The 23,342-nt window shown below is 54.7% G+C and carries 24 protein-coding genes and 1 other annotated feature; of the genes, 21 read left to right on the top strand and 3 right to left on the bottom strand.

Translation table 11 applies throughout. The annotated features are described in order from the left end of the window. Positions 1 to 26 precede the first annotated feature (26 nt). The 5 genes from N0M98_RS00225 (at position 27) to N0M98_RS00205 (ending at position 4,688) form a co-directional block, all read left to right on the top strand. On the top strand, positions 27 to 1,100 hold the full coding sequence (locus N0M98_RS00225) for a Gfo/Idh/MocA family protein (RefSeq protein WP_249862426.1): 1,074 nt from the start codon (positions 27 to 29) through the stop codon (positions 1,098 to 1,100). Between the two features lie 236 nt (positions 1,101 to 1,336). Next, positions 1,337 to 2,299: a metal ABC transporter substrate-binding protein gene (locus tag N0M98_RS00220; protein ID WP_259616590.1), complete on the top strand. Its 963-nt coding sequence runs from the start codon at positions 1,337 to 1,339 to the stop codon at positions 2,297 to 2,299. Positions 2,300 to 2,332: 33 nt separating this feature from the next. After that, the gene (locus N0M98_RS00215) at positions 2,333 to 3,112 is read left to right on the top strand and encodes a metal ABC transporter ATP-binding protein (protein ID WP_249862428.1); all 780 of its coding nucleotides are present in this window, start codon (positions 2,333 to 2,335) and stop codon (positions 3,110 to 3,112) included. A 36-nt stretch (positions 3,113 to 3,148) separates the two neighbouring features. Then, entirely contained in the window at positions 3,149 to 3,952 is an 804-nt protein-coding gene (locus N0M98_RS00210) for a metal ABC transporter permease (protein ID WP_249862429.1), read from the top strand. A gap of 25 nt (positions 3,953 to 3,977) precedes the next feature. Next, complete coding sequence (locus tag N0M98_RS00205; protein WP_259616589.1) at positions 3,978 to 4,688, top strand: cytochrome c biogenesis CcdA family protein; 711 nt, start codon at positions 3,978 to 3,980, stop codon at positions 4,686 to 4,688. Between the two features lie 5 nt (positions 4,689 to 4,693). On the opposite strand, the gene splB is transcribed toward N0M98_RS00205, so the two are convergent. After that, complete coding sequence (splB, locus tag N0M98_RS00200; protein ID WP_259616588.1) at positions 4,694 to 5,755, bottom strand: spore photoproduct lyase; 1,062 nt, start codon at positions 5,753 to 5,755, stop codon at positions 4,694 to 4,696. Between the two features lie 229 nt (positions 5,756 to 5,984). On the opposite strand from splB, the gene mntR reads away from it, so the two are divergent. The 10 genes from mntR (at position 5,985) to N0M98_RS00150 (ending at position 12,855) form a co-directional block, all read left to right on the top strand. After that, the gene (gene mntR, locus N0M98_RS00195; RefSeq protein ID WP_249862432.1) at positions 5,985 to 6,407 is read left to right on the top strand and encodes a transcriptional regulator MntR; all 423 of its coding nucleotides are present in this window, start codon (positions 5,985 to 5,987) and stop codon (positions 6,405 to 6,407) included. A 151-nt stretch (positions 6,408 to 6,558) separates the two neighbouring features. Further along, the gene (locus N0M98_RS00190; protein ID WP_249862433.1) at positions 6,559 to 7,056 is read left to right on the top strand and encodes a YqeG family HAD IIIA-type phosphatase; all 498 of its coding nucleotides are present in this window, start codon (positions 6,559 to 6,561) and stop codon (positions 7,054 to 7,056) included. 7 nt (positions 7,057 to 7,063) lie between these two features. Further along, complete coding sequence (gene yqeH / locus N0M98_RS00185; RefSeq protein WP_259616587.1) at positions 7,064 to 8,185, top strand: ribosome biogenesis GTPase YqeH; 1,122 nt, start codon at positions 7,064 to 7,066, stop codon at positions 8,183 to 8,185. Positions 8,186 to 8,264: 79 nt separating this feature from the next. Beyond that, positions 8,265 to 9,113, top strand: a complete 849-nt coding sequence (locus N0M98_RS00180) for a shikimate dehydrogenase (protein ID WP_259616586.1) — start codon at positions 8,265 to 8,267, stop codon at positions 9,111 to 9,113. Positions 9,114 to 9,145: 32 nt separating this feature from the next. Continuing rightward, positions 9,146 to 9,439 (top strand): ribosome assembly RNA-binding protein YhbY, encoded by a 294-nt coding sequence (gene yhbY, locus N0M98_RS00175; RefSeq protein ID WP_249862436.1) that lies wholly within the window; start codon positions 9,146 to 9,148, stop codon positions 9,437 to 9,439. A 41-nt stretch (positions 9,440 to 9,480) separates the two neighbouring features. Then, a complete protein-coding gene (locus N0M98_RS00170; RefSeq protein ID WP_259616585.1) occupies positions 9,481 to 10,068 on the top strand; it encodes a nicotinate-nucleotide adenylyltransferase in 588 nt (195 codons plus the stop codon). Continuing rightward, positions 10,058 to 10,624: a bis(5'-nucleosyl)-tetraphosphatase (symmetrical) YqeK gene (yqeK, locus tag N0M98_RS00165; RefSeq protein ID WP_259616584.1), complete on the top strand. Its 567-nt coding sequence runs from the start codon at positions 10,058 to 10,060 to the stop codon at positions 10,622 to 10,624. Before N0M98_RS00170 ends, yqeK begins: the two co-directional genes overlap by 11 nt. Before the next feature lie 78 nt (positions 10,625 to 10,702). Next, positions 10,703 to 11,050 (top strand): ribosome silencing factor, encoded by a 348-nt coding sequence (gene rsfS, locus N0M98_RS00160; protein WP_259616583.1) that lies wholly within the window; start codon positions 10,703 to 10,705, stop codon positions 11,048 to 11,050. Continuing rightward, positions 11,047 to 11,946, top strand: coding sequence for a CvfB family protein (locus N0M98_RS00155; RefSeq protein ID WP_259616582.1), 900 nt, complete (start codon positions 11,047 to 11,049; stop codon positions 11,944 to 11,946). The genes rsfS and N0M98_RS00155 overlap by 4 nt, the downstream gene beginning before the upstream one ends. Before the next feature lie 102 nt (positions 11,947 to 12,048). Then, positions 12,049 to 12,855, top strand: a complete 807-nt coding sequence (locus tag N0M98_RS00150) for a class I SAM-dependent DNA methyltransferase (RefSeq protein WP_259616863.1) — start codon at positions 12,049 to 12,051, stop codon at positions 12,853 to 12,855. 36 nt (positions 12,856 to 12,891) lie between these two features. Here N0M98_RS00150 and N0M98_RS00145 read toward each other — a convergent pair whose 3' ends face one another. Then, a complete protein-coding gene (locus N0M98_RS00145) occupies positions 12,892 to 13,068 on the bottom strand; it encodes a hypothetical protein (RefSeq protein WP_259616581.1) in 177 nt (58 codons plus the stop codon). Between the two features lie 168 nt (positions 13,069 to 13,236). Continuing rightward, positions 13,237 to 13,509 (top strand) — a binding site (T-box leader). 98 nt (positions 13,510 to 13,607) lie between these two features. Between N0M98_RS00145 and leuS the strand changes: the two genes are divergently transcribed. After that, positions 13,608 to 16,058, top strand: coding sequence for a leucine--tRNA ligase (gene leuS / locus N0M98_RS00140; protein WP_259616580.1), 2,451 nt, complete (start codon positions 13,608 to 13,610; stop codon positions 16,056 to 16,058). A gap of 99 nt (positions 16,059 to 16,157) precedes the next feature. On the opposite strand, the gene comER is transcribed toward leuS, so the two are convergent. Beyond that, on the bottom strand, positions 16,158 to 16,991 hold the full coding sequence (gene comER, locus N0M98_RS00135; RefSeq protein ID WP_249862443.1) for a late competence protein ComER: 834 nt from the start codon (positions 16,989 to 16,991) through the stop codon (positions 16,158 to 16,160). A 140-nt stretch (positions 16,992 to 17,131) separates the two neighbouring features. On the opposite strand from comER, the gene N0M98_RS00130 reads away from it, so the two are divergent. The 5 genes from N0M98_RS00130 (at position 17,132) to N0M98_RS00110 (ending at position 23,321) form a co-directional block, all read left to right on the top strand. Beyond that, a complete protein-coding gene (locus N0M98_RS00130; protein WP_259616579.1) occupies positions 17,132 to 17,686 on the top strand; it encodes a ComEA family DNA-binding protein in 555 nt (184 codons plus the stop codon). Positions 17,687 to 17,776: 90 nt separating this feature from the next. After that, a complete protein-coding gene (locus N0M98_RS00125) occupies positions 17,777 to 19,069 on the top strand; it encodes a homocysteine synthase (protein WP_259616578.1) in 1,293 nt (430 codons plus the stop codon). A 19-nt stretch (positions 19,070 to 19,088) separates the two neighbouring features. Then, positions 19,089 to 19,601, top strand: a complete 513-nt coding sequence (locus N0M98_RS00120) for a deoxycytidylate deaminase (protein WP_249862446.1) — start codon at positions 19,089 to 19,091, stop codon at positions 19,599 to 19,601. Positions 19,602 to 19,680: 79 nt separating this feature from the next. Next, positions 19,681 to 22,299 carry a DNA internalization-related competence protein ComEC/Rec2 gene (locus N0M98_RS00115; protein ID WP_259616577.1) on the top strand — a complete coding sequence of 873 codons (2,619 nt, stop codon included), beginning with the start codon at positions 19,681 to 19,683 and terminating at the stop codon, positions 22,297 to 22,299. A gap of 92 nt (positions 22,300 to 22,391) precedes the next feature. Next, entirely contained in the window at positions 22,392 to 23,321 is a 930-nt protein-coding gene (locus N0M98_RS00110) for an EamA family transporter (RefSeq protein ID WP_259616576.1), read from the top strand. The last annotated feature ends 21 nt before the right edge of the window (positions 23,322 to 23,342 follow it).

Here is a 23,342-nt window from a genome sequence, read left to right as displayed (position 1 = left end):
GACTCTTTTAACAGGAGGCTTAATCTATGCAAACCAAAGACGGAATGAATTACGCGCCGCAAGGCAAACCGAATCCGGTGGTCGGACAAGGCGAATTCGCCTTTGCCGCGATGGCTTTGGATCACGGTCACATCTACGGGATGTGTAACGGCTTGGTCGAAGCGGGAGCCGATCTTGTCGCCGTGTACGATCCGGACCCGGCGAAGGTGGAAGCTTTCATCAAGAAGTTCCCTCAAGCCAAAGCGGCCGCTTCCGAAGAGGAGATTTTGAACGATCCTTCGATCAAGCTGGTCGCAGCGGCGGCGGTGCCGTCCTTGCGCGGTCCGCTCGGCGTTCGCGTTATGGATCACGGCAAAGACTACTTCACCGACAAAACTCCGTTCACGACGCTGGAGCAGCTGGAGCAAGCAAGAGCGAAGGCGAAGGAAACCGGCAAGAAGTATATGGTCTATTACAGCGAGCGTCTGCACGTCGAGAGCGCGGTGTTTGCAGGCCAGCTGATCGAGCAGGGCGCGATCGGCCGCGTAGTTCAAGTGATCGGCTTTGGTCCGCATCGGCTGAACGCGCCGTCCAGACCGGAATGGTTTTTCCAGCACGACAAATACGGCGGCATTCTGTGCGATATCGGAAGCCATCAGATCGAGCAATTCCTGTTCTTCACCGGGGCGAAGGACGCGACGGTGCTGCACAGCAAAATCGCCAACTACAATAACAAGGATTATCCGGAGCTTGAAGATTTCGGCGACGCTACCCTTGTGGCGGATAACGGCGCGACGAACTATTTCCGCGTCGACTGGCTCACTCCGGACGGCCTCGGCACATGGGGCGACGGCCGGATGACGATTCTGGGCACCGACGGCTATATCGAGCTGCGCAAATATATCGATATTGCCCGCGATCCGCAGGGCGACCATCTGTATCTGGTCAATAAAGAAGGCGAACAGCATTTCTCCCTGAAAGGTCAAGTCGGCTATCCGTTCTTCGGCCAGCTGATCCTCGATTGCATTAACCGCACGGAGAAGGCGATGACGCAGGAGCATGCCTTCAAGGCCGCCGAGCTGTGCATCAAAGCGCAAATGCAGGCGGTGCGCGTCGAGTAGCTGTCCGCGGCGAACTTTTTCACCTTTACAATGAAAGCATCCGTTTCACCGGTCTTAGGGCCGGAGGGACGGATGCTTTATTTGCGTTATGGCGGAGGCCATTTCTTGAATCCGGCATATTTGCGAGCGGTTAATCGTAAACATTATTAACTGTTGACACGGCAGGGAGGACGGACGTATAATCGAATTCGTCTAATAAAAAAGTTTACGATTTACAAGCAGGGGGAACTATATTTATGCAATGGCGTAATAAAAAAGTTGTTTTACCCGTTTTACTCGCATTTTTTACGATGATAATGCTGGCCGGCTGCGGCAAATCGCAGGCAACACTCATGAACGGCAAGGTCAACGTCGTAGCCAGCTTTTATCCGCTGTACGATTTCACTCAAAAGATCGGCGGCGACCGCGTCAACGTCATCAATCTGGTGCCGACGGGCGTCGAGCCGCATGACTGGACACCGAAGAGCCGGGACATGCAGAACTTGTCCAAAGCGCAAATGTTCGTTTATTTGGGCGCCGGATTCGAAGGCTGGGTGAACGATACGCTGGGCAGTCTGCCGAAAGACTCGAAGGTCGCTGTCGTGGAAGGAAGCAAGGGCGTGGAGCTGCTGGCGTCATCCGGAGAAGACCACGATCACGATCATGACGCAAAGAATAAGGAAGCTCACAACGAATCGCAGTACGATCCCCATGTATGGCTGAGTCCGGTCAACGCCAAGAAGATTGCGCTCAATATTAAGGATCAGCTGGTGAAAACGGACCCTGCGGGGCAATCGGACTACGAGGCCAATTACGAGAAATTCGCGGCGCAGCTCGATCAGCTGGACGCCAAATATAAAGAAGCGCTGGCCAAAACGCCGAAGAAGGACATCGTCGTCACGCATCAGTCGTTCGCCTATTTGGCCAAGCAATACGGCCTTACGCAGAAGGCGATCATGGGCTTGTCGCCCGATTCCGAGCCGACTTCCAAGGATTTGAAGGAGATCAACGAGTTTATCCGCACGAACGGCATCCAATACATTTTCTTCGAAGAGCTCGTATCCGACCGGCTGGCGAAGACGCTGGCGAAGGACGCCAAGGTCGAGACGCTGGTGCTGAGCCCGATCGAAGGGCTGACCGATGCTCAGGCGAAGGCCGGAGCCGATTATATCTCTCTGATGGAGAGCAATTTGAATAATTTAATAAAAGCATTACAATAGAAGTAAGACCTGCGATAAAAGGAGCTTGCAGCTATGGACCAAGTGAATGCAGGATGTCATCGGAGCATTGTCTCGATTGATGACGTCTTTTTTTTCTACGAAAATAAAAAAGTGATAGAAAAACTTAATTTCTCCGTGCTGGAGCGCGATTTCGTCGGCTTGATCGGCTCTAACGGAGCGGGGAAAACGACGCTGCTCAAAATGATTGTCGGGCTGCTGAAGCCTACGCAAGGCGAGATCCGTCTGTTCGGCGAGCCTGTCTCCTCCTTCCGCGACTGGGAGAGGATCGGCTACGTCCCGCAAAAAAATGCGTTCAATCCGCTGTTCCCGGCCACGGTGCGCGAGGTCGTCATGTCCGGCTTGTACGGCAAGAAGCGGATGTTCCGCCGCATGAGCAAAGCCGACCAGCAGAAATGCGAGGACGCGCTCTACGTCATGCGCATCGAGGATTTGGCGGACCGGCGGATCGGCCAATTGTCCGGCGGCCAACAGCAGCGGGTTTTTCTGGCGCGTGCGCTTATCAACAACCCGGAGCTGCTCATACTGGACGAGCCTACGGTCGGCATCGACGCGGAAACGCAGGCCGGTTTCTTCCGGATGATCCGCCATATGCATCAGCATCACCATATTACGTTTATTATGGTTTCCCACGACATGGATATGGTACAATCTTATATTGGAAGCGAACCCGTACAGAAGAGCGGAACGCTTTCGTTTTACGTCAAGCATACCCATGCGCCGGAAAATTGCAGCGAAACGAATTTGACCCACTCGATTCAGCAGCTGCGGGAGCAAATCGAAGTGTTGTCTTGATCAAACGGGTGTAAGCTGAAGCTAGGAGAGAATCAGGTGGATATTTTTACAGAGTATTTTTTTCAACGGGCATTATTGGGAGGCTTGTTGATCGGTTTGGCGGCTCCTATGATGGGAGTGTTTCTGGTGCTGCGCAGGCTGTCGATGATCGGCGATACGCTCGCGCATGTATCGATTGCCGGCATCGCGCTCGGCTTCCTGCTCAATGTGTACCCGATCGGCGTCGGGCTGCTGTTCGCCGTATTGGCTTCCTTCGCCATCGAATGGCTGCGTAAAGCGTACAAAACGTATGCCGAGCTGTCGATAGCGATCATTATGTCCGGCGGCGTGGCGCTGGCGACCTTGCTGTTTACGCTCGGCAAAGGCTTTAACATTAACGTGATGAGCTACTTTTTCGGAAGCATCTATACGCTCGATACGGGAGATTTATGGGTCGTTCTGGCGGTGACCGTCATTGTGGTCGGCGTCATCCTGGTCAACTACAAGGAGCTGTTTCTGATGTTTTTCGACGAGGATGCGGCCGGGGTAAGCGGTCTTCCGCTCAAATTTTATAACATGATGATTACGATCCTGACGGCGCTCGTCATTACGGTCGCGATCAAAATCGTCGGCGCGCTGCTGGTCTCGTCCTTACTGACCATCCCGGTCGCCTGCAGTCTGCTGGTAGCTCGCAGCTTCCGCAACTCGCTGTTCTGGGCCGTGCTGTTTTCGGAGATTGCGGTCGTCGGTGGATTGGTCGCCGCGGGCGTATGGAGTCTGGCTCCGGGGGCGACGATCGTCTTGTTCCTGATCGGCCTGTTGATCATCAGCATGTTCGTGAAACGGGGTTTGCGTTTATAAGGCTCCGGAAGAAAGGAGTTCAGGCATGGAAATCAATATGTGGATCGCGCTGTGGGCGGGCGTAGCTTCGTTTATCTCCCCCTGCTGCTTGCCGCTCTATCCGTCTTACTTATCCTACATAACGGGCGTGTCCGTCAGCCAATTGAAAAATGCCGGCGGCGAAGCCGGAGTGCGCAGCAGGACGGTGCTGCATACGCTTTGTTTTATCGTCGGATTTTCGATCATTTTTTACAGCTTGGGCTGGGGCGCAGGACTCGTATCGAATTTTTTCATCGATTTTAAAGACTTGCTTCGGCAGATCGCTGCCATTTTAATTTTTGCGATGGGATTGTTTCTGGTCGGCATTTTTCAGCCGCAATGGCTGATGAAGGAACGCAAGCTGCAGTGGAAGTTCAAGCCTGCGGGCTATGTCGGCTCGGTGCTGATCGGCATGGGCTTCGCGGCGGGCTGGTCGCCGTGCATCGGGCCGATTTTATCGGCGATTTTGGCGTTGGCCGCAACGAATCCCGATTCCTGGCTGCCGCTGATTACGGCGTATTCGCTCGGCTTCGCGATTCCGTTTTTCGTACTCGCCTTTTTCATCGGAACGACCAAATGGATATTGCGGTATTCGGGCAGCATCATGAAAGCGGGCGGGGGGCTGATGATCTTGATGGCGATTTTGCTATATACGGATCAAATGACCCGCATCACCATATGGCTGAATCAGATTACCCCCGACTACTTGAAGTTTTAAAACGGTTAGGTAAAATAATCGATCGTTGCGCTGGGGAATTTCTCGAAAATTTGCTCCGTAATAAACTCGCGCAGCGCCGTAGCCTGCTCGTCGGGATATACATATTTGCCTTGGCCCCAGCGTCCCCATTTGTACTTGCGTTTCGTTTCGTCAAGCTCCAGCTTCGTTTTCGGATAACGCTGCAAAATGACGTTTTTGGCCGTTTTCGTAAAGCGGTGCTGGATCAGCTCAAAGGTCAAATCAGAGGTAGCTTCTTCGGGAAGCGCCTCTTTTAATTTGCCCAGAAGCTCGCGGTATCCTTCTTCCCAGCCTTCATGCCAAATAATGGGCGCGACAATAAAACCGAGCGGATAGCCAGCTTGGGCCACTTTGCCCGCGGCGGTAATTCGTTCGCGGAAGCTGGAGGTCGCCGGTTCGAAATGCTTGATCACATAATCCGCATTGACGCTGAAGCGAAACCGCGTATGCTTATTATGCTTGGCGTCGAGCAGCGGCTCCACGTGATGGAATTTCGTCACGAAACGAAGCCTGCCGAGCGGCTCACGCCCCATAAACTCGATCAGCTCTTTGAGCGAGCCGCTAATATGCTCCAAACCGACAGGATCGGATGTGCACGCGGCTTCGAATCGGGTGATTTCCGGAGCTCTCTCGTCAATATAACGCTTGGCGGCTTGAAGAATATCGTCGGTGTTGACATAGACACGAATATACGGCTTCGCGCCGAGCGTCGTCTGCAGGTAGCAGTAGTGGCAGTGCGCCATGCAGCCGGTGGCGATCGGGATCGCATATTCCGCCGAAGGCTTGGACGTATCGAACTTCAGCGTTTTTCGAATGCCTACGACAAGCGTTCTTTTGGCGATGCGGTATTTTTCCAGATCGCTGTCTCCCGGCAGGTTGGTAATCCGGTTATGCGAGGTGGTCATATGAATCGGAAGGCCTTGCTCTTTGGCCCATTGCCATATTTTTTGCCCTTTCGGGTAATTCAGCGCATCGGGTTCGAAATAAACGAGCTCCGGTACGAACACTTCCGTCTGCCGCGTCGCGGGACTTTCCGTTGCGACCGCCATGCCGATTCCTCCTTCATGCGGGCCTTGGTACAATTTCATGACTTGACTTGCTTCGATAACCCGGCTGTGTTATAGTAAAAGGCGCTTATAACGACCATAGTTTGATCCAGAATGCTTCTGCTCACACGTGGAAAATGCACCTTGGAGAAGCGCTTGTCTCTTCATATATGGACGGGCAAGAATTCAGCGGATTTGCGCCATGGTTTGATGATGTACGGGAGGAAAGCGTATGGCTACACCGAGCATGGAGGATTATCTGGAGAGGATCTACAAGCTCATCGACGAGAAAGGGTACGCGCGCGTGTCCGATATCGCAGAAGGGTTGGAAGTTCATCCTTCTTCTGTGACGAAAATGATCCAAAAATTGGATAAAGACAATTATTTGGTGTATGAAAAATACCGTGGTCTCGTATTGACATCCAAAGGGCAAAAAATGGGAAAGAGACTGGTGGATCGGCATCAATTATTGGAACAGTTTTTAACGTTGATCGGCGTATCGGAAGATACGATCTATAAAGATGTAGAAGGCATTGAGCATCATCTCAGCTGGGATTCGATCACCTGCATCGAAACGCTGGTCGAATATTTCCGGAGAGAGCCTTCGCGATTGGAAGACCTGATGGCGCTGAAAAGGGAAATGGACGAATCGTAACAGCCTGCATCCGACTTGCTCGGGTGCTTTTTTTGGTATAGGAGAACGAATCGAAGCGCGGCGCGCTGTAGGTCACTGTATTCTTTTGCAACAAAAAGGACAAATATGGTATAGTTTGCGTATATATGCTCGTTCCTAGAGGTGAATGTTTTTGCTAAAAAAGCTAGTTCCGCAACTGCAGGTAAATACGATTTACGATATCGATCTGAATGAATTGTGGAAGCAGGGCAAGCGCGGCATCATTACGGATCTGGACAATACGCTGGTGGGCGCCAAGGCGCCGCTTGCGACGCCGGAGCTCATCGATTGGCTCAAGGTCGTCAGCCAGATCGGCTTTCAGGTTATTATCGTATCGAATAATAACAAGCTTCGCGTCAGCCAGTTCGCCGAACCGCTGTCGCTTCCTTTTATTTACCGGGCAAAGAAGCCGACCCGCGCGGCTTTTCATAAGGCGATGCATTTGATGAATTTGCGTCCCGAGCAAACCGTGGTCATTGGCGATCAGATGATGACGGATGTGCTCGGCGGCAACCGGATGGGGCTGTATACGATTCTCGTACTGCCGATTGCGCGCAAAGACGAAGGCTTTTTCACGAAGGTCGTTAACCGGAATTTGGAAAAAGCCGCTTTAACTTGGATAAGAAAGTAGGTACACCATGACAGAAACCCATTTGGACCAAGCGGCCTGCGCAGGCTGCGGAGTCAAGCTTCAGACGGAAGACCAAAGCGCGCTCGGGTACGTCCCGAAGCAAGCGCTTAGCCGGACGCCGGTCATTTGCCAGCGCTGCTTCCGCATTAAAAACTATAACGAAGTTTCCGGCATCACCCTGGATCAGGACGATTTCCTGAAGCTGCTGAGCCATGTAGGGACCACCCGGTCGCTCGTCGTGAACATCGTCGACATTTTCGATTTCGAGGGCAGTCTGATCAGCGGCTTGCCGCGCTTTGTCGGCAATAATCCGGTCGTGCTCGCCGTGAACAAAATCGACCTGCTGCCGAAAGTGACCAATTACAATAAAATCGTCAATTGGGTCCAAAGACAAGCGAAGGAATTCGGTTTGAAGGTCGTCGAAGTCGTTCTTTGCTCGGCCAAGCAAAATATGGGCTTCGAGCGTGTCGTCGAAGCGCTGGATAAGCACCGGGACGGCCGCGATATTTATGTGGTCGGGGCGACGAATGTCGGCAAATCGACATTGATCAACCGGCTGATCCGCGATTACAGCGATCTCGATGCCGAGCTGACAACCTCCCAGTACCCGGGCACGACGCTCGATCTGGTCAAAATTCCGCTGGACGACGGCACGTTCGTTATCGATACGCCGGGCATTGTGTACAAGCATCGGCTGACGGAGCTTGTCAGCAAGCGGGATTTGCAAAAAGTGATGCCGGATCGGCCGCTCAAGCCGCTGGTATTCCAGCTCAACGAGCAGCAGACGCTGTTCTTCGGCAGTCTGGCCCGGTTCGACTTCGTGCAGGGAGCGCGGCAATCGTTCACCTTCTACGTCTCCAATGCGCTTAACGTGCACCGGACGAAGCTGGAGAGGGCCGATGAGCTGTATGAGGAGCATAAAGGCGAGATGCTGGCTCCTCCGGCGCGGGAAGAGCTTGAGCTGCTGCCGAAGCTGGTCAAGCATACGGTACGGATTCCGAAAGGGAAGCTGTACGACGTTTCGATTTCGGGCCTTGGCTGGGTGAAGGCGAACAGCGATGCCGGAGCGGATCTGGTCATTCACGCGCCGCGCGGAGTGAAGGTCGCCGTCAGGGAATCGATGATTTGATGCGCGCCGGGAAGCCGCACGGTCCGCGGCCGAGCGGCTTGCGCCAACGCCAATATGGAAGCGGGAGCGGGTTGAAACTATGGGGAAATTGGACAGTCACACGATTATGTACGGCGTTTTCGGCGATCCGATTCGTCACTCCAAATCGCCGATTATGCTTAACCGTGCTTTTGAGGAAGCGGGAATCAACGCTGCTTACGCGGCGTTTCATATTTTACCGGGACAGCTGAAGGATGCGGTGGCAGGTATTCGGGCGCTGCAGTTCCGCGGCGTCAACGTCACGATTCCGCACAAGGTGGAAGTGATGGACTACATGGACGAGATTGACGAAGGCGCCCGGGTTATAGGGGCCGTCAATACGATCGTCAACGATAACGGCAAGCTGACGGGCTACAACACCGACGGCATCGGCTACGTCCGTTCGCTGAAGGAAGAGACCGGCATTGAGCTCTCCGGCAAGAAGGTGCTCATTCTCGGGGCCGGAGGCGCGGCTCGCGGCGTCGGCTACGCGCTGGCGAAGGAGGGGGCAAAGCATATATACATCGCTAACCGCAATCCGGAGAAGGCGGTCGATCTTGCCGCCTCGCTATCGGAGTTCACGGGAACGACCGGCCTCTCCTCGGAGCAGGCGGGCGAAGCGGCGGGCGAAGTAAGCTTAATTGTCAACATTACGCCGGCGGGGATGCATCCTAACGTAGACAGCGTGCCGATGGACGCGTCGCTGATCCGCAGCGGGGTCGTCGTCAGCGATACCGTGTACAACCCGCTTGTCACGAGGTTTCTTCGCGAAGCGGAGGCCAGAGGGGCGCGAATTCATCCGGGCTTAGGCATGTTTATTTATCAGGGCGCATACGCATTTGAATATTGGACCGGCGTGCCTGCGCCGATCGCGGCGATGCGCCGGGTCGTCGAGCAGTCGTTCGTTTAAAGAAATAATACAGTAGAATAGAGGCAATCATCATGCTAACAGGCAAACAAAAACGATATTTGCGTTCAATGGCGCATCATTTGAATCCGATCTTCCAGGTAGGCAAAGGCGGCGTCAACGACCACCTGATCCGCCATATCGAGGAAGCGCTGGAGGTGCGCGAGCTGATTAAAGTGACCGTGCTGAACAACTGTATGGAGGACCGCAGCGAAGTGGCGCAGCAATTGGCCGAAGGAGCGGGTGCCGAGCTTGTGCAGGTTATCGGCAAAATCATCGTCCTGTATAAGGAATCCCGTGACAACAAGAAGATCGAGCTGCCGGTCTGACCGGGAGAGAGGCCGATAATTGTCGCGAAAGAGGTGTAGCTATGAAGGTTGGGATCATGGGAGGAACCTTCGACCCGATTCATACCGGTCATTTGATAGCGGCCCAAAGCGCGTGCGAGCAGGCGAAGCTGGACGAAGTATGGTTTATGCCGACGAACGTTCCTCCTCATAAGAGCGAGGCTCCCGGCGCTTCGGCGCGGCAGCGGTGGGAGATGGTCGCTTTGGCGGTAGAAGGCAATCCGCGCTTTAAGCCGGTCGACCTGGAACTGAAAAAAGGCGGAGTCTCCTACAGCATCGATACGGTCAAACTGCTGACGCAGACATATCCCGGCATTCATTTTTATTACATTATCGGCGCGGATATGGTGCAATATTTACCCAAGTGGTATAAAATTGGCGAGCTGGTGCAGCTCGTTTCGTTTATCGGATTGCAGCGGCCCGGCTATGACGTGGAGATCTCCAGCCTGCCCGCAGAAGTCCGCGAGGCGCTCGTCATGGCGCAGATGCCCTTAATGGAGCTGTCCTCCACAAACATCCGCGAGCGTCTGAGCCGGGGGCTGCCTGTACGGTATATGGTCCCGGACAGCGTAAATGATTATATTGAGGTGAACCGTATCTATGGATCGTAAACAGCTGATGGAATCGGTCAAAGCCCAGATGCCTTCCAAACGGTGGGAGCATACGCTCGGCGTTATGGAGACGGCGGTCATGCTAGCGCGCAGGTACGGCTGCGATCCGGAGAAGGCTTATTTGGCGGCGATTCTCCACGATGTATGCAAGTATTGGCCGGTCAAGGATCAGGAGGATGTCATCCGCGACAACGGATTATCCGCCGATCTGCTGGACTACGACAAGGAACTGTGGCATGCCGCCGCGGGCGCTTTCGTAGCCAAGCGTGATTACGGGATCGACGATGAGGAGATATTGAACGCCGTACGATACCATACCTCGGGCCGGGCGGGCATGTCGCTGCTGGAGAAGGTCGTCTGTTTGGCCGATTATATCGAGCCGGGGCGCGATTTTCCGGGCGTGAATAATATCCGCGAAATCGCCGAACATAGTGTAGAGAAGGCACTCATTGCCGGTTTTGACGGCACGATCCGGTTTTTGCTGGACAAAGGGAAAAAGGTATATCCGCTGACGGTCATCGCGCGCAACAGCCTGATCGAAGAAATCGTCGGGTAAAGCGGAACCCATATCGTCTTAGGCGGATATTGTATAATAGAAGGATGAAACGGTGAAAAAGAAAGAGGAGGAACATGAATGAGCATAACCCCGGAACAACTGATGGCCCTTGTAGTAGAAGCGGCTGACGACAAGAAAGCGATGAACGTGGTGACTTTGAATCTGCAGGGGATCTCTTTGATTGCCGATTATTTCGTCATTTGTCACGGCAACTCGGAGACGCAGGTGCAAGCGATCGCAACCGAAATTCGCAAAAAGGCCGAGGAGAAGGGCGCGCGCTTGCGCGGTATGGAAGGAATGGATACGGCACGCTGGGTGCTTGTCGATATGGGCGATGTCGTGGCTCACGTATTCCACCGCGATGACCGGGAGTATTACAATATCGAACGGCTGTGGTCCGACGCGAAAGTGGTTGAACAAGTATGAGATTGGAAGCGGGAACCCGGGTTAAGCTTGAAGTAGCGAGAGAAGTATCGCCCCACGGTTATTTTTTGACCGATGGGGCTCAGGACGTTCTGCTTCATTACAGTGAACTCGAAGGGGAAGTTGCCGTCGGACAGCAGGTCGACGTATTCCTGTTCTTCGATACGGAAGACCGGCTCGCGGCAACGATGCGCACTCCGCTCATCAGCCTCGGCGAAGTGGCGCTGCTGGAGGTCGTCGACATCCACCGCCGCTTCGGCTGCTTCCTGGAGATGGGGCTCGGCCGCAATCTGCTGCTGCCGTTCCGCGAGCTTCCCGAGCTGCCGGAGCTGAGACCGCAGGTCGGCGACAAAGTGTTCGTGCTGCTGGCTCATGACCGGCAGGGGCGGCTGGTGGCCAAGCTGGCCGGAGAGCCGGACTTGCAGCCGCTATGTTTTCACGCTCCGACGAGCTGGAAGAACACTTTGGTTAAGGGCAGAGTGTACAAGACGCTTCAGATCGGCACCTTCGTCGTGTGCGAGGGCGGCGTGCTGGGATTCGGGGCGATCGGGATGATTCACGCCTCGGAACGGACGAGGCTGCTTCGTCTCGGCGAGCAGGTCGAGGTGCGAGTCAGCTATGTTCGCGACGACGGTAAAGTGAACTGCACGATGCGGGCGCCTAAGGAAGTAGGGCGCGACGAGGATGCGGAGCGGCTGCTTCAATTTCTGAAGGAACGCCCTAACGGGTCGATGCCGTATTCCGATGAAACCCCGGCCGACCTTATTTTTCAACGGTTTAAGATCAGCAAATCGGCTTTCAAACGGGCGATCGGCAAGCTGATGAAGGAAGGCTTGGTGTACCAGCAAGGAAGCTGGACGCACTTGAAGCAGGAACAAGACCAGCAGACCGGGGAATAACGGAAGACGCTGCTGCTGCCGGCAATCCCGGGACTTTTTTGCCACCTAGGAGGAATGGCGGAGAAGGACGGGAATGCCGGTTTTTGCATTTTACATAAAGGGATGTTGATAGCCGTGGCCTATGAATTGTTTGCGTACCATTATGACCGATTGATGGAAGAAATGCCTTATCCGCAATGGCTCGATTTCCTGGGCCGCTGCTGGGACAAGTACGGGCATCCGCAGGAAATCGCCGATCTGGGCTGCGGTACCGGCAGCATCGCGATTCCGCTAGCCCGGCAGGGGTACGCGGTATACGGCATCGACTTGTCCGAAGACATGCTGGCCGTCGCGCAGCAGAAAGCGGCTGAAGCGCAGCGGGAGCGGCCGTTTTCCGGCAAGGGCGAAGTGACCTGGCTGCAGCAGGATATGCGGGACTGGAGCTTGCTGAAGCCGGTCGATGCGGTCATTTCGTTATGCGATTGTCTGAATTATTTGCTTGAAGAGCAAGACATAACGGAGGCATTCGCCAGCGCATACGCAGGGCTCAAGGACGGCGGCTTGTTCGTGTTCGACGTCCATACGCCTTACCAGCTGGAGGCTTATGCGGAGGAACAGCCGTTTTTCCTGAATGAAGACGATATCGCCTATATTTGGACCAGCGAGCTGGACGAAGAACGCTGTGAAATCGAGCATGCTCTGACGATCTTCGTGCAGGAGGCGGCAGGAGCGGATCAAGCTCGGCAAGCCGCCGGGGAGGAACGCTTTCGCCGGGTGGACGAGGTTCACGTGCAGAGGGCGTACCCGCTGGACTGGCTGAAGCGGCAGCTGCTTTCCGCCGGGTTCAAGGAAGTCGATTGCTATGCGGATTTCTTATGGAAATCGGTCACGGAGACGACGCAAAGAGCGTTCTTCGTGGCGCGGAAGTAGCAGGGGCGTCACGAAGATTTGCGACGCGTGCATAAGCTACATATTTATGATCAGCTTCACGATCGCGAATATAATTCCCCATAAGGGGAGGGCGAGCGCAATGCCGTTAACGATGCCTGTCATGGGACGTACACCTCGAATCGGATGAATGTGCGGCAAGCAATGCTCCGGCTTGGATGCGAGCGAAGCGGACGAATCGCTTCTTAAGGGCAAGTCCGTCAATCGCCCGGCGTCGCTTGTGTATTTCTAGCTTTTCCATTTTATGTGAAAGCTAATCCGTATGTTCAGGTGCGGGCGGCGGCGAAGAGCCTAAAGCGTATTCAGACGGCCTATGGACTTGACATCGCTGCCGTTTTTTGCATATAATCGCCTTATATGTATATTGCGGCTGTGATAAGGAATAGTAGCTCTTGCGCATCGTCTTGCAGAGAGCCAGCGGTTTGGTGGAAGCTGGCAGATGATAGGAGCGAACTCGCCTTGGAGCCAGAAGGTGAAATTCGTTACCGGTGCGGCGGCTTGTCCAAGGCCTCGTTTACCGGCATCAGAACTTAGCCTGATCGTCGCCCTCGCGTTAAGGGGAAGAGTGAACACGGGTAAAGCATGCCCGCTGTTAACTAGGGTGGTACCACGGGAAGCACGCCTCTCGTCCCTAGCGTTGCGCTAGCGATGAGAGGCTTTTGTATTTTTTCAAGCATTTATGAAACCACATGCAAATGAGTTGAAGTTTGAATGGGTGAAAGGGGCACAATCGTATGACACAGGAAGTAAAGGAACAGCAGGGGTATAACCCGCTGGTTGTAGAACCGAAATGGCAGGGGCATTGGGAACGGAACAAAACGTTCAAAGTGCTTGACGACGACAGCAAGCCCAAATTTTATGCGCTGGATATGTTCCCGTATCCGTCCGGAGCAGGTCTTCACGTAGGCCACCCGGAAGGCTACACCGCTACGGACATCGTATCCCGCTACAAGCGGATGCGCGGCTATAACGTGCTTCATCCGATGGGCTGGGACGCCTTCGGCTTGCCTGCCGAGCAGCACGCTCTCGATACGGGACAGCATCCCCGCGACATTACGATCAAGAACATCAACAATTTCCGCCGGCAGATCAAATCGCTCGGTTTCTCGTACGACTGGGACCGCGAGATCAGCACGACCGATCCGGAGTACTATAAATGGACGCAATGGATTTTTATCCAGCTGTATAAAAAAGGGCTCGCTTACGTAGACGAAGTGCCCGTCAACTGGTGTCCTGCGCTCGGAACGGTGCTGGCTAACGAAGAAGTGATCGACGGTCTGAGCGAACGCGGCGGCCATCCGGTTATCCGTAAGCCGATGCGTCAATGGGTGCTGAAGATTACCGAATACGCGGAGCGCCTGCTGGAAGATCTGGAGGAGCTTGACTGGTCCGAATCGATTAAAGATATGCAGCGCAACTGGATCGGCAAATCGAAGGGAGCGGAAGTGACGTTCGCCATCGAAGGCCACGCGGAAGCCGACTTGAAGGTGTTCACGACGCGTCCGGATACGCTGTTCGGGGCGACATACTGCGTCATGGCTCCCGAGCATGAGCTGGTGGAGCGCATTACGACCGCGGAGCAAGCGAATGCGGTGAAGGAATATCAGGAGAAGGCGGCGCGCAAGAGCGATCTGGAGCGTACCGACCTGGCCAAAGAGAAGACCGGAGTATTCACGGGCGCTTATGCGATCAATCCGGTGAATGGCAAAAAAACGCCGATCTGGATCGCCGATTACGTGCTTGCAGGTTACGGTACCGGAGCGATTATGGCGGTGCCGGGTCATGACCAGCGCGACTGGGAATTCGCCAAGCAGTTCGGCCTGCCGATCATCGAGGTGGTCCAAGGCGGCGACGTGACGAAGGAAGCTTATGCCGGCGACGGCGAGCATGTCAATTCCGAGCAGCTGAACGGACTTAACAACGAGCAGGCGATTGCGGCTATGATCGAGTGGCTGGAACAAAGCGGCAAAGGACAGGGCAAAGTGACCTATCGTCTGCGCGATTGGCTGTTCAGCCGTCAGCGTTATTGGGGCGAGCCGATCCCGATTCTTCACCTGGAAGACGGAACGATGAAAACCGTGCCTGAGGATCAGCTTCCGCTGCTGCTGCCGGACGTTGAGCAAATCGCTCCTTCCGGAACGGGCGAGTCTCCGCTGGCCAACGTGACCGAATGGGTGGAGACCGTCGATCCGGAAACGGGCTTGAAGGCACGCCGCGAAACGAACACGATGCCTCAGTGGGCAGGCAGCTGCTGGTATTACTTGCGCTTCATCGACCCGAAGAACGACAAGGAGCTGTGTTCGCCGGAGCTGCAGCAAAAATGGCTGCCTGTCGATCTGTACATCGGCGGCGCCGAGCATGCGGTGCTTCATCTGCTGTACGCTCGCTTCTGGCATAAGGTGCTGTACGATCTGGGCGTCGTATCGACGAAGGAGCCGTTCTATAAGCTGGTTAACCAAGGCATGATTCTAGGTGAAAACAACGAGAAAATGAGTAAATCCCGCGGCAACGTCATCAATCCGGATGAGATCGTGAACGAGTTCGGCGCCGACACGCTGCGCATGTACGAAATGTTTATGGGGCCGCTGGAGGCGACGAAACCTTGGAATGTGAACGGCGTAGAAGGCTCGTTCCGTTTCCTGAGCCGGATCTGGCGTCTGTTCATCGGAGAGAACGGACAGCTTTCGTCCAAAATCAGCGCGGATGAAACGCTGGGCAGCGACTCGTTCAAACGCACATGGCACCGTACGATCAAGAAGATTACGGAAGATTTCGATGCGCTTCGCTTCAATACGGCAATCAGCCAGCTGATGATTTTCGTCAATGAAGCTTACAAAACCGATCGTCTTCCTAAGCAAGCGATGGAGCATTTCACGCAAATGCTGTCCCCGATTGCACCTCACTTGGCTGAAGAGCTGTGGGAGAAGCTGGGCCATACCGAATCGATCACATATGCCGTTTGGCCGGAATACGACGAGGCGTGGACTGTCGATAACGAGATTGAAATCGTAGTGCAGGTGAACGGCAAAATCGTGGAACGCGTCATGGTATCCAAGGATGCGAACGAGGCGCAGATGCAGGAGCTTGCGACAGGGCTTTCCAAAGTGCAGGAAGCGATGAACAGCAAGACCATCCGTAAAGTGATTGCGGTAAAAGGTAAGCTGGTTAATATCGTCGTAGGGTAACTGGATTGGGGGACGCGGGCTTGGCGTCCAATACTAAAAAATAACCGCACTGCTTGAAAGCAGGCGGTTCATAGAGGGAAAAGCGTGAAAGCATCGCGTTTAATCGTCCTTGATATCTTTAAACAGGGCTTCCACCTTTTCCAGATCTTCTTCATATTTGGCATGAGTTGTGCGGACAAGGTTATTAAACATTCCGCACAACTCTTTTTCCATCATACGGAGTCCTTCGGCGGTAATGCCTCCGGGAACGGATACTTTTTTTTGCAGCGAAGCGGGAGTAAAGCCTCCTGTAGTCAGCAGCTTGCCTGTACCGAGCACCATCTCGCTTGCGAGCTGCGTCGCCTCGGCTTCGGAGATGCCCGTTTCTTCGACGGCGGCTTGAATAAATTTCTGTACGAAAAAAGCGAGGAAGGCCGGTCCGCAGCTCGATAGGTCCGAAGAAATCCGCGTGTGTTCCTCTGAAACCTGGATGGGGGCGCTAATATGGGACAGCAGATTTTCGAGCAGCTCCTTGTCTTCGAATTCCAGCCTGTCGCCGTAAATGCATAGAGTGGCTCCGCTGAACACATAGTTGGTTATGCTCGGAATTACTTTGGCTATTTTGCCCGGAAGCTGCTCCTCCAAATGGCGAACGAGAACGGGACTCGTAATGGAGACGATGATTTGCTCCTGCCGAATCGCCGGTTTGATATCATGGATGACGTTTTTATAATCGGTTGGCTTGACGCACAGAAATAAAATGCTGCAGTTTTGCGCTACCTCTATATTAGACCCGGCTGCCTCAAGGCCCGGGTAATCCGACGCCAAGCGCTCCACTTTGCTTATGGTTCGATTCGTCGCAATGATCCGATCCGGATTCAGAGCTCCGGACTGGATGAATGCTTCGATGAGTGTGCTTCCCATGCTGCCCGTGCCTATGAATCCAATTCTCATGACGATCCCCCCTGAAAAAGTGCAGCCTTCTTAATCCCTATTCGAGCTAACCGGAGAATATGACATGAAGAATAGGATTCCGCGGCGGATCGGGCAAGGCATGGCATAGTTAAGCCTAATGAAACGGAGGGAATTGACAATTGAATTCGGCTGCGAATAAGACGAAGACGGGAACGGTTCTTTTTCTGGTTTCGCTGACGCTTGCGCTGGCAGGATGGTTTGGGTATACGGCTTGGAAAGAGACGGCTCGCGAAGCTGCGTCTTGGCGTCTGGCTAACGAGGAGATGCGGGATTTGCTGGCGGCTCCGCAAGGCGGCGCAGACAAGCAGGCGGAGCCCGCGGCCAAGCGACCCGCAGCCTCGGCGGACTCAGGAGCACGGACGGCGGCGCCCTCCGAATCTTCGGGGACGGGCAAGCAGTCGGCTGCGCCAGCTCCGGAGACCGCAGGTTCCGCAGACGCCGCGGCGGGCGCAGCGTCCAAGCAGGCTTCGGACGGGGCGAAGATTAATTTGAACACGGCGACCGCACAGCAGCTTGATACGCTTCCCGGTATCGGCGAAAGCAAAGCCAAAGCGATCATCGCTTACCGCGATAAAATCGGCAGCTTTCGCTCGGTCGACCAGCTGCTTGAGGTCAAGGGGATCGGGGAGAAGCTTTTGGCCAAAATGCGCCCGTATGTTACCGTCGAATTTTAATCTATGAAACCTACTTTCGTTTTCTTACAATATATGAGAAAATAGTAGAGAGTACAGGTTCAAACTTCAATTGGGGAGGAATACCATCTAATGGCTAAAGAACGTAAGCTAGGCTTCGAGACATTGGCAGTGCATGCCGGACAGGAGATTGATCCGGCAACGCTGTCGCGCGCCGTACCGTTGTACCAAACGACATCCTACGGATTCCGCGATACGGAACATGCCGCCAACCTGTTTGCGCTTAAGGAATTCGGCAATATTTATACGCGTCTTATGAATCCGACAACCGACGTATTCGAGAAGAGAGTAGCCGCTTTGGAAGGCGCGCCTGCAGCGCTTGCAACCGCTTCCGGCCAGGCTGCCATTACATATTCGATTCTGAATATCGCCGGCTCCGGCGACGAGATCGTCTCGGCGGCAAGCCTCTATGGAGGCACCTACAATCTGTTCTCGACGACGCTGGCGAAGCTTGGCATCAAAGTCCATTTCGTCGATCCGTCCAATCCGGAAAATTTCCGCAAAGCCATTACGCCGAAGACGAAAGCGCTGTTCGCGGAAACGATCGGCAATCCGAAGGGCGACGTGCTGGATATTGAAGCGGTTGCGGCCATTGCCCATGAGAACGGCGTTCCGCTGATCGTCGACAATACGTTCCCGAGCCCTTACCTGTGCCGCCCGATTGAGCATGGCGCGGACATCGTCGTTCATTCGGCGACTAAATTTATCGGAGGCCACGGCACGTCCATCGGCGGGGTTATCGTTGACGGCGGCCGGTTTGACTGGAAGGCAAGCGGCAAGTTCCCGGGCTTGACCGAACCGGACCCGAGCTATCACGGCGTCGTCTACACCGATGCGGTAGGGCCGATCGCTTACGTGATTAAAGCGAGAGTACAGCTGCTGCGCGATATGGGAGCGGCCATCTCGCCGTTCAACTCCTTCCAGCTGATTCAAGGGCTGGAGACGCTGCATTTGCGTATGGAACGCCACGGCTCGAACGCGCAAGCGGTTGCGGAGTTTCTGGAAGGGCACGATGCGGTGGAGTGGGTCAGCTACGCCGGTCTGCCGAGCCATCCGTCTTACGAGCTCGCCCGGAAATATTTGCCTAAAGGCAAAGGCGCCATCATGACTTTCGGCATCAAAGGCGGCCTTGAAGCCGGCCGCAAAGTGATCGACAACGTGCAGTTGTTCTCTCACCTGGCTAACGTCGGTGACTCGAAATCGCTTATTATTCATCCTGCGAGCACGACGCACCAGCAGCTGTCCGAGCAGGAGCAGCTGGCTGCAGGGGTAACGCCGGGGATGATCCGCTTGTCGATCGGAACGGAATCGATCGAAGATATTTTATACGATCTGGGTCAGGCAATTGAAGCCAGCCAGAATTAATTAACGGAGATCAAATCACATGACGACTCGTAAAGATTGGGATACTTACTTCTTGGACATGGCGTATATGGCATCGACTCGATCCCAATGCAGCCGCAGACATGTCGGAGCGGTATTGGTGCAGGGGAAGAAGCTGCTCGGCGCCGCGTATAACGGCGCGCCCATGGGCGTACCGGATTGCTCTGAAGCCGGCTGCATGCTGGTGGAGGAATACGAGCTGGCGGAGAGCGGCGGCAAGGAGCAGGTCGTTAAGAAGCAGCGCTGCATACGTACGATCCATGCCGAGCAAAACTTGCTCTTGTTCACCGATCCGAAGGACCGGGAAGGCTCGGTCGTCTATGTGACGGATCAGCCTTGCTGGACCTGCGCCAATATGCTGGCTAACAGCGGCATTAGCGAAATCGTCTACCATCGCCCTTATCCTAAGGATTCAGATAAGGTTAAGGCGTTGATGGAGCAGAAAGGCATCATCTTCCGCAGGCTGGAAGCTTACGAGCCCCCGGCCGGGACGATGACGGAAGTTCAGCATTAAACGAAAGTTTTGAGGAGGAACCTCTATTCGCTTTAAGCGGAAGAGGTTCTTTTTTTGTCGTTTATTGGGGGGAGAGAAAATGATCAGAAACCGCCCTGTCGTGGCGATAACGCTGCTCTGGACGTTCGGATATACGATAGCCTATTCGTTGTCCGGCATATCGTGGCTTTCCTTATATACGACCTTGATAGCCGCTATTGCGGCCGTCGCTCTATGGATGCTGCCGATTCCGGGGAAGACGGCGGTATGCGGAGCGCTCGTCGTCGTTATGGCCGCCGGTTATTATGCGGATTACGACGGGCGCAACGTCAGCTCCTTGAATCCGCAGGCGATTTCGCAGGAGGCGGAAGCCTTTACGCTGGAAGGGGTCATAGCGGATCAGGTTGAGGTCGACGGGGACAAGGCGGCATTCACCGTTCAATCCGCCGATAGCCGGCGCGAGCGCTTCGCCGTATCGGTGAAGCTGCTGTCCCGGGATGAACAGGCGGCGGCCAAAACGTGGCAGCGGGCGGATCGCGTCATTTTGCAGGGAACGCTGCAAACCCCGGGCGAAGCGAGAAATTTTGACGGCTTCGACTACCGGCGATATTTGCGCTTTCAGCATATTCATTGGCAGGTAAGTGTGAAGGGGGCCGCTCAAGTTCAGACGGCATCACCCGATCATTGGAGCTGGCTGCAGTTGCTCCGCTGGATCGACTGGTTTCGTTCGATGCTGGGGGACGGAATGGAGAGATTGTTTCCGGCAGCGCAATCGGGATTTATGAAAGCGATGCTGATCGGATTGACGAACGATATCGATCCCGAGCAGTTTCAGCAATTTTCCCAGCTGGGCTTAACCCATATTATCGCTATATCGGGTTTGCATGTAGCCATATTTCTGGCATGCTTGCTCTGGACGATGCGCAAGCTTGGATTTACGCGGGAAACGTACCTGATTACGGCCATGATTGCGGTTCCGCTCTACGTTGCGGTGACCGGAGCGGCGCCGTCCATCATCCGGGCGGGCTTGATGGCTGTCATCGGCTTATATGCGACTTACCGTCAAACGTTAAAGGACGGTCTGCACACCGTCCTGCTCGTCGGACTCCTTATGCTGTTGTGGGAGCCGTATTATTTGATGAACGTCAGCTTCCAGCTCTCTTTTCTGGTTACGATCGGGCTTATCGTCGGCGTGCCGTACGCGAACAAGCTGATGCCGATCCGCTCGCGGGCATGGAGAGACGCGTTCTCGATAACGATTGTCGCCCAGATCGTTTCCTTCCCCGTCTCGATTTATTACTTCAATCAATTTTCCCTGCTGTCTCTGGCGGCGAACTTCGTGTTGGTGCCCGTCTTCAGCATGTTTACGATGCCTGGAGGGACGATCGCACTCTTCGTTAGCTTTGTCTGGATGCCGGCAGGCAAGGCGCTCGCTTGGATCGTGGCCCAAGTTAACGAATGGTTATTTTGGGTTGTGTCCGCGCTCAGCCGGTGGCAGCTCTTCCAGACGATCTGGCCCACTCCGGGCATCGTATGGATTATCGGCTACTACGCGGTATGGAGTCTGCTTGTATACAGCCTGCTTCTCCGCGGCGGGAACGGAGATTCAGGGAAGAGCGCGGCAGAGAGCGGCCCGATGCTAAGCGCCAAGGGGACGCAGGCTAAAGCCGGACGGCTGTCGGCAAATCTCGCTGCCAAAGCAGGCTATTGCCGGTTTCCTCTCGCCGTATGCATGGTTTGCGGGATGCTTGCGTACGCGTACGAACCGGATCGCTGGGTGCAGGAAGGCCAGGTTCATTTCATCGACGTAGGCCAAGGTGACAGTATTTTTATCCGTTCCCCGAGAAGCCGCAGCGTCATTCTGGTCGACGGGGGAGGCACCGTGTCGTTTCGCAAGCCTGGAGATGAGTGGAAGCAGCGCTCCGATCCGTATGAGGTCGGGCGCAAGCTGCTCGTGCCGCTGCTTAAGCAGCGGGGAATCCATGCGATCGATTATTTGATCGTGACCCATCAGGATGCGGATCATATCGGCGGCCTGCAGGCCGTATTGGAGCAAATCCCCGTCAAGCAGCTTCTTTTTAACGGCACGATCAAACCGAATCCCGGTGTAGAGACGTTGTTTCAGACCGCGCTGGCAAACGGAGTTACGCTGGTAAAGGTTTATGCTGGAGATATTCTGCAGGTCGATGAGGATACGCGGCTGCGCTTTATGTATCCGCTGCCTGCAAGTTATACGGACGGCGGGATTCGGGTAGAGAAAGAGCAGAACACGGAATCGGTCGTGTTCCTGATGGAGATGCAGGGGACGAGATGGCTGCTGACGGGGGATATGGAGAAGCCGTCGGAAACGAAGGTGCTTGAGCTGATAGAGAAGGATCGGATAAGGGGAGAAACGGCGCCGGACAAGACTCCTCCGCTGTTTCCCGGGACGGGTCCCGTCGACGTGCTGAAAGTGGCCCATCACGGCAGCAAAACCTCGACGACGGATGCCTGGTTAGATGCGTGGCGGCCCCAATATGCGGTCATTTCCGTCGGTCAGTACAATACATACGGACATCCTCATCCGACGGTTATTGCCAGGCTGGGGGAGAGAGGGATTCCTGTTCTAAGGACCGATGCCGACGGAGAGGTACAGATGAGCGTCAAGGACGGAGTGATCCGCGTGCGCACGAAGCTTCGGTCGCAGATTATGAAAACCGGCGGAAATCCGCTTGATTAAATGATCGGGTTGCCGTATAGTGTTTGTTTGTGCGAGCCTTCTTTAAAGGCATACGCGGGCGGGTGAGGGACTTTAGGTAAAGAGGGAAGGCAATGGCGTCGAAACATCGTTGGAAAGCCATTTGGCTCGTCTTGTTGGGCGCAGCCTCGTACGGCGTGCTGTCCACATTCGTTAAGCTCGGCTACAAGCAAGGGTTTTCGGCTGCGGAAATTACGGGAAGCCAGGTTTTGTTCGGATTTATCATTTTATGGCTGCTCAGTTTGCCGAAGCTTTGGCAAATGAAAGGAATTTCGGGCGGGATCGTTCTGAAGCTGATAGCGGGAGGCACGTTTACCGGCTTGACCGGTTATTTTTATTACCAATCGCTGCAAGTTCTCGATGCGTCATTCGCAGTGCTGCTGCTGTTCCAGTTCACCTGGATGGGGATGCTGTTAGATTGGATTACGGAGCGGAGAGTTCCCACTTTGTTCCAATGGATCGCGATGGCGTTTACGCTGCTCGGCACGGTGCTCGCTTCCGGCATCTTGTCGGGCACGATGGACAGTCCCGGAGCAAGCGGAATCGGACTGGGACTATTGGCCGCCTGCTGCTATACTTTGTTTATTTATTTCAGCGGGAAAATCGCGACGCATCTGCCTGCTTTGTTCCGCAGCGCGTGGATGATTACGGGTGCCGCTGCGATTGTGCTTATATTGATGCCTCCGCAATTTTTGTGGAACGGCTCGCTCGGCCAAGGATTATGGCAGTGGGGATTGCTGCTCAGCGTCTTCGGCATGGTGCTGCCGCCGTTTCTGTATGCGAAAGGGGCCCCTTTGATCGAAACGGGACTTGCCGCCGTGCTCGGTTCCGTCGAGCTGCCGGTCGTCATCGTCTGCTCGGCGCTGCTGCTTCATGAAGCGACTTACGCTGTGCAGTGGATCGGCATCGTGCTTATTTTGCTGGGGGTGCTCGTTTCCGAGCGCAAGACCGCCGTCAAGGCAAAGCGGAAAAACGAATATACAGAACAAATCCCCCGAAAGTGACGTGATGCTCTGAAGCTTATT

The sequence above is a fragment of the Paenibacillus doosanensis genome (assembly GCF_025060755.1).
Classification (GTDB): Bacteria; Bacillota; Bacilli; order Paenibacillales; family NBRC-103111; genus Paenibacillus_S; species Paenibacillus_S doosanensis.
The sequence above is the reverse complement of the archived record's forward strand: the minus strand, read 5'-3'. Positions and strand labels throughout refer to the sequence as shown.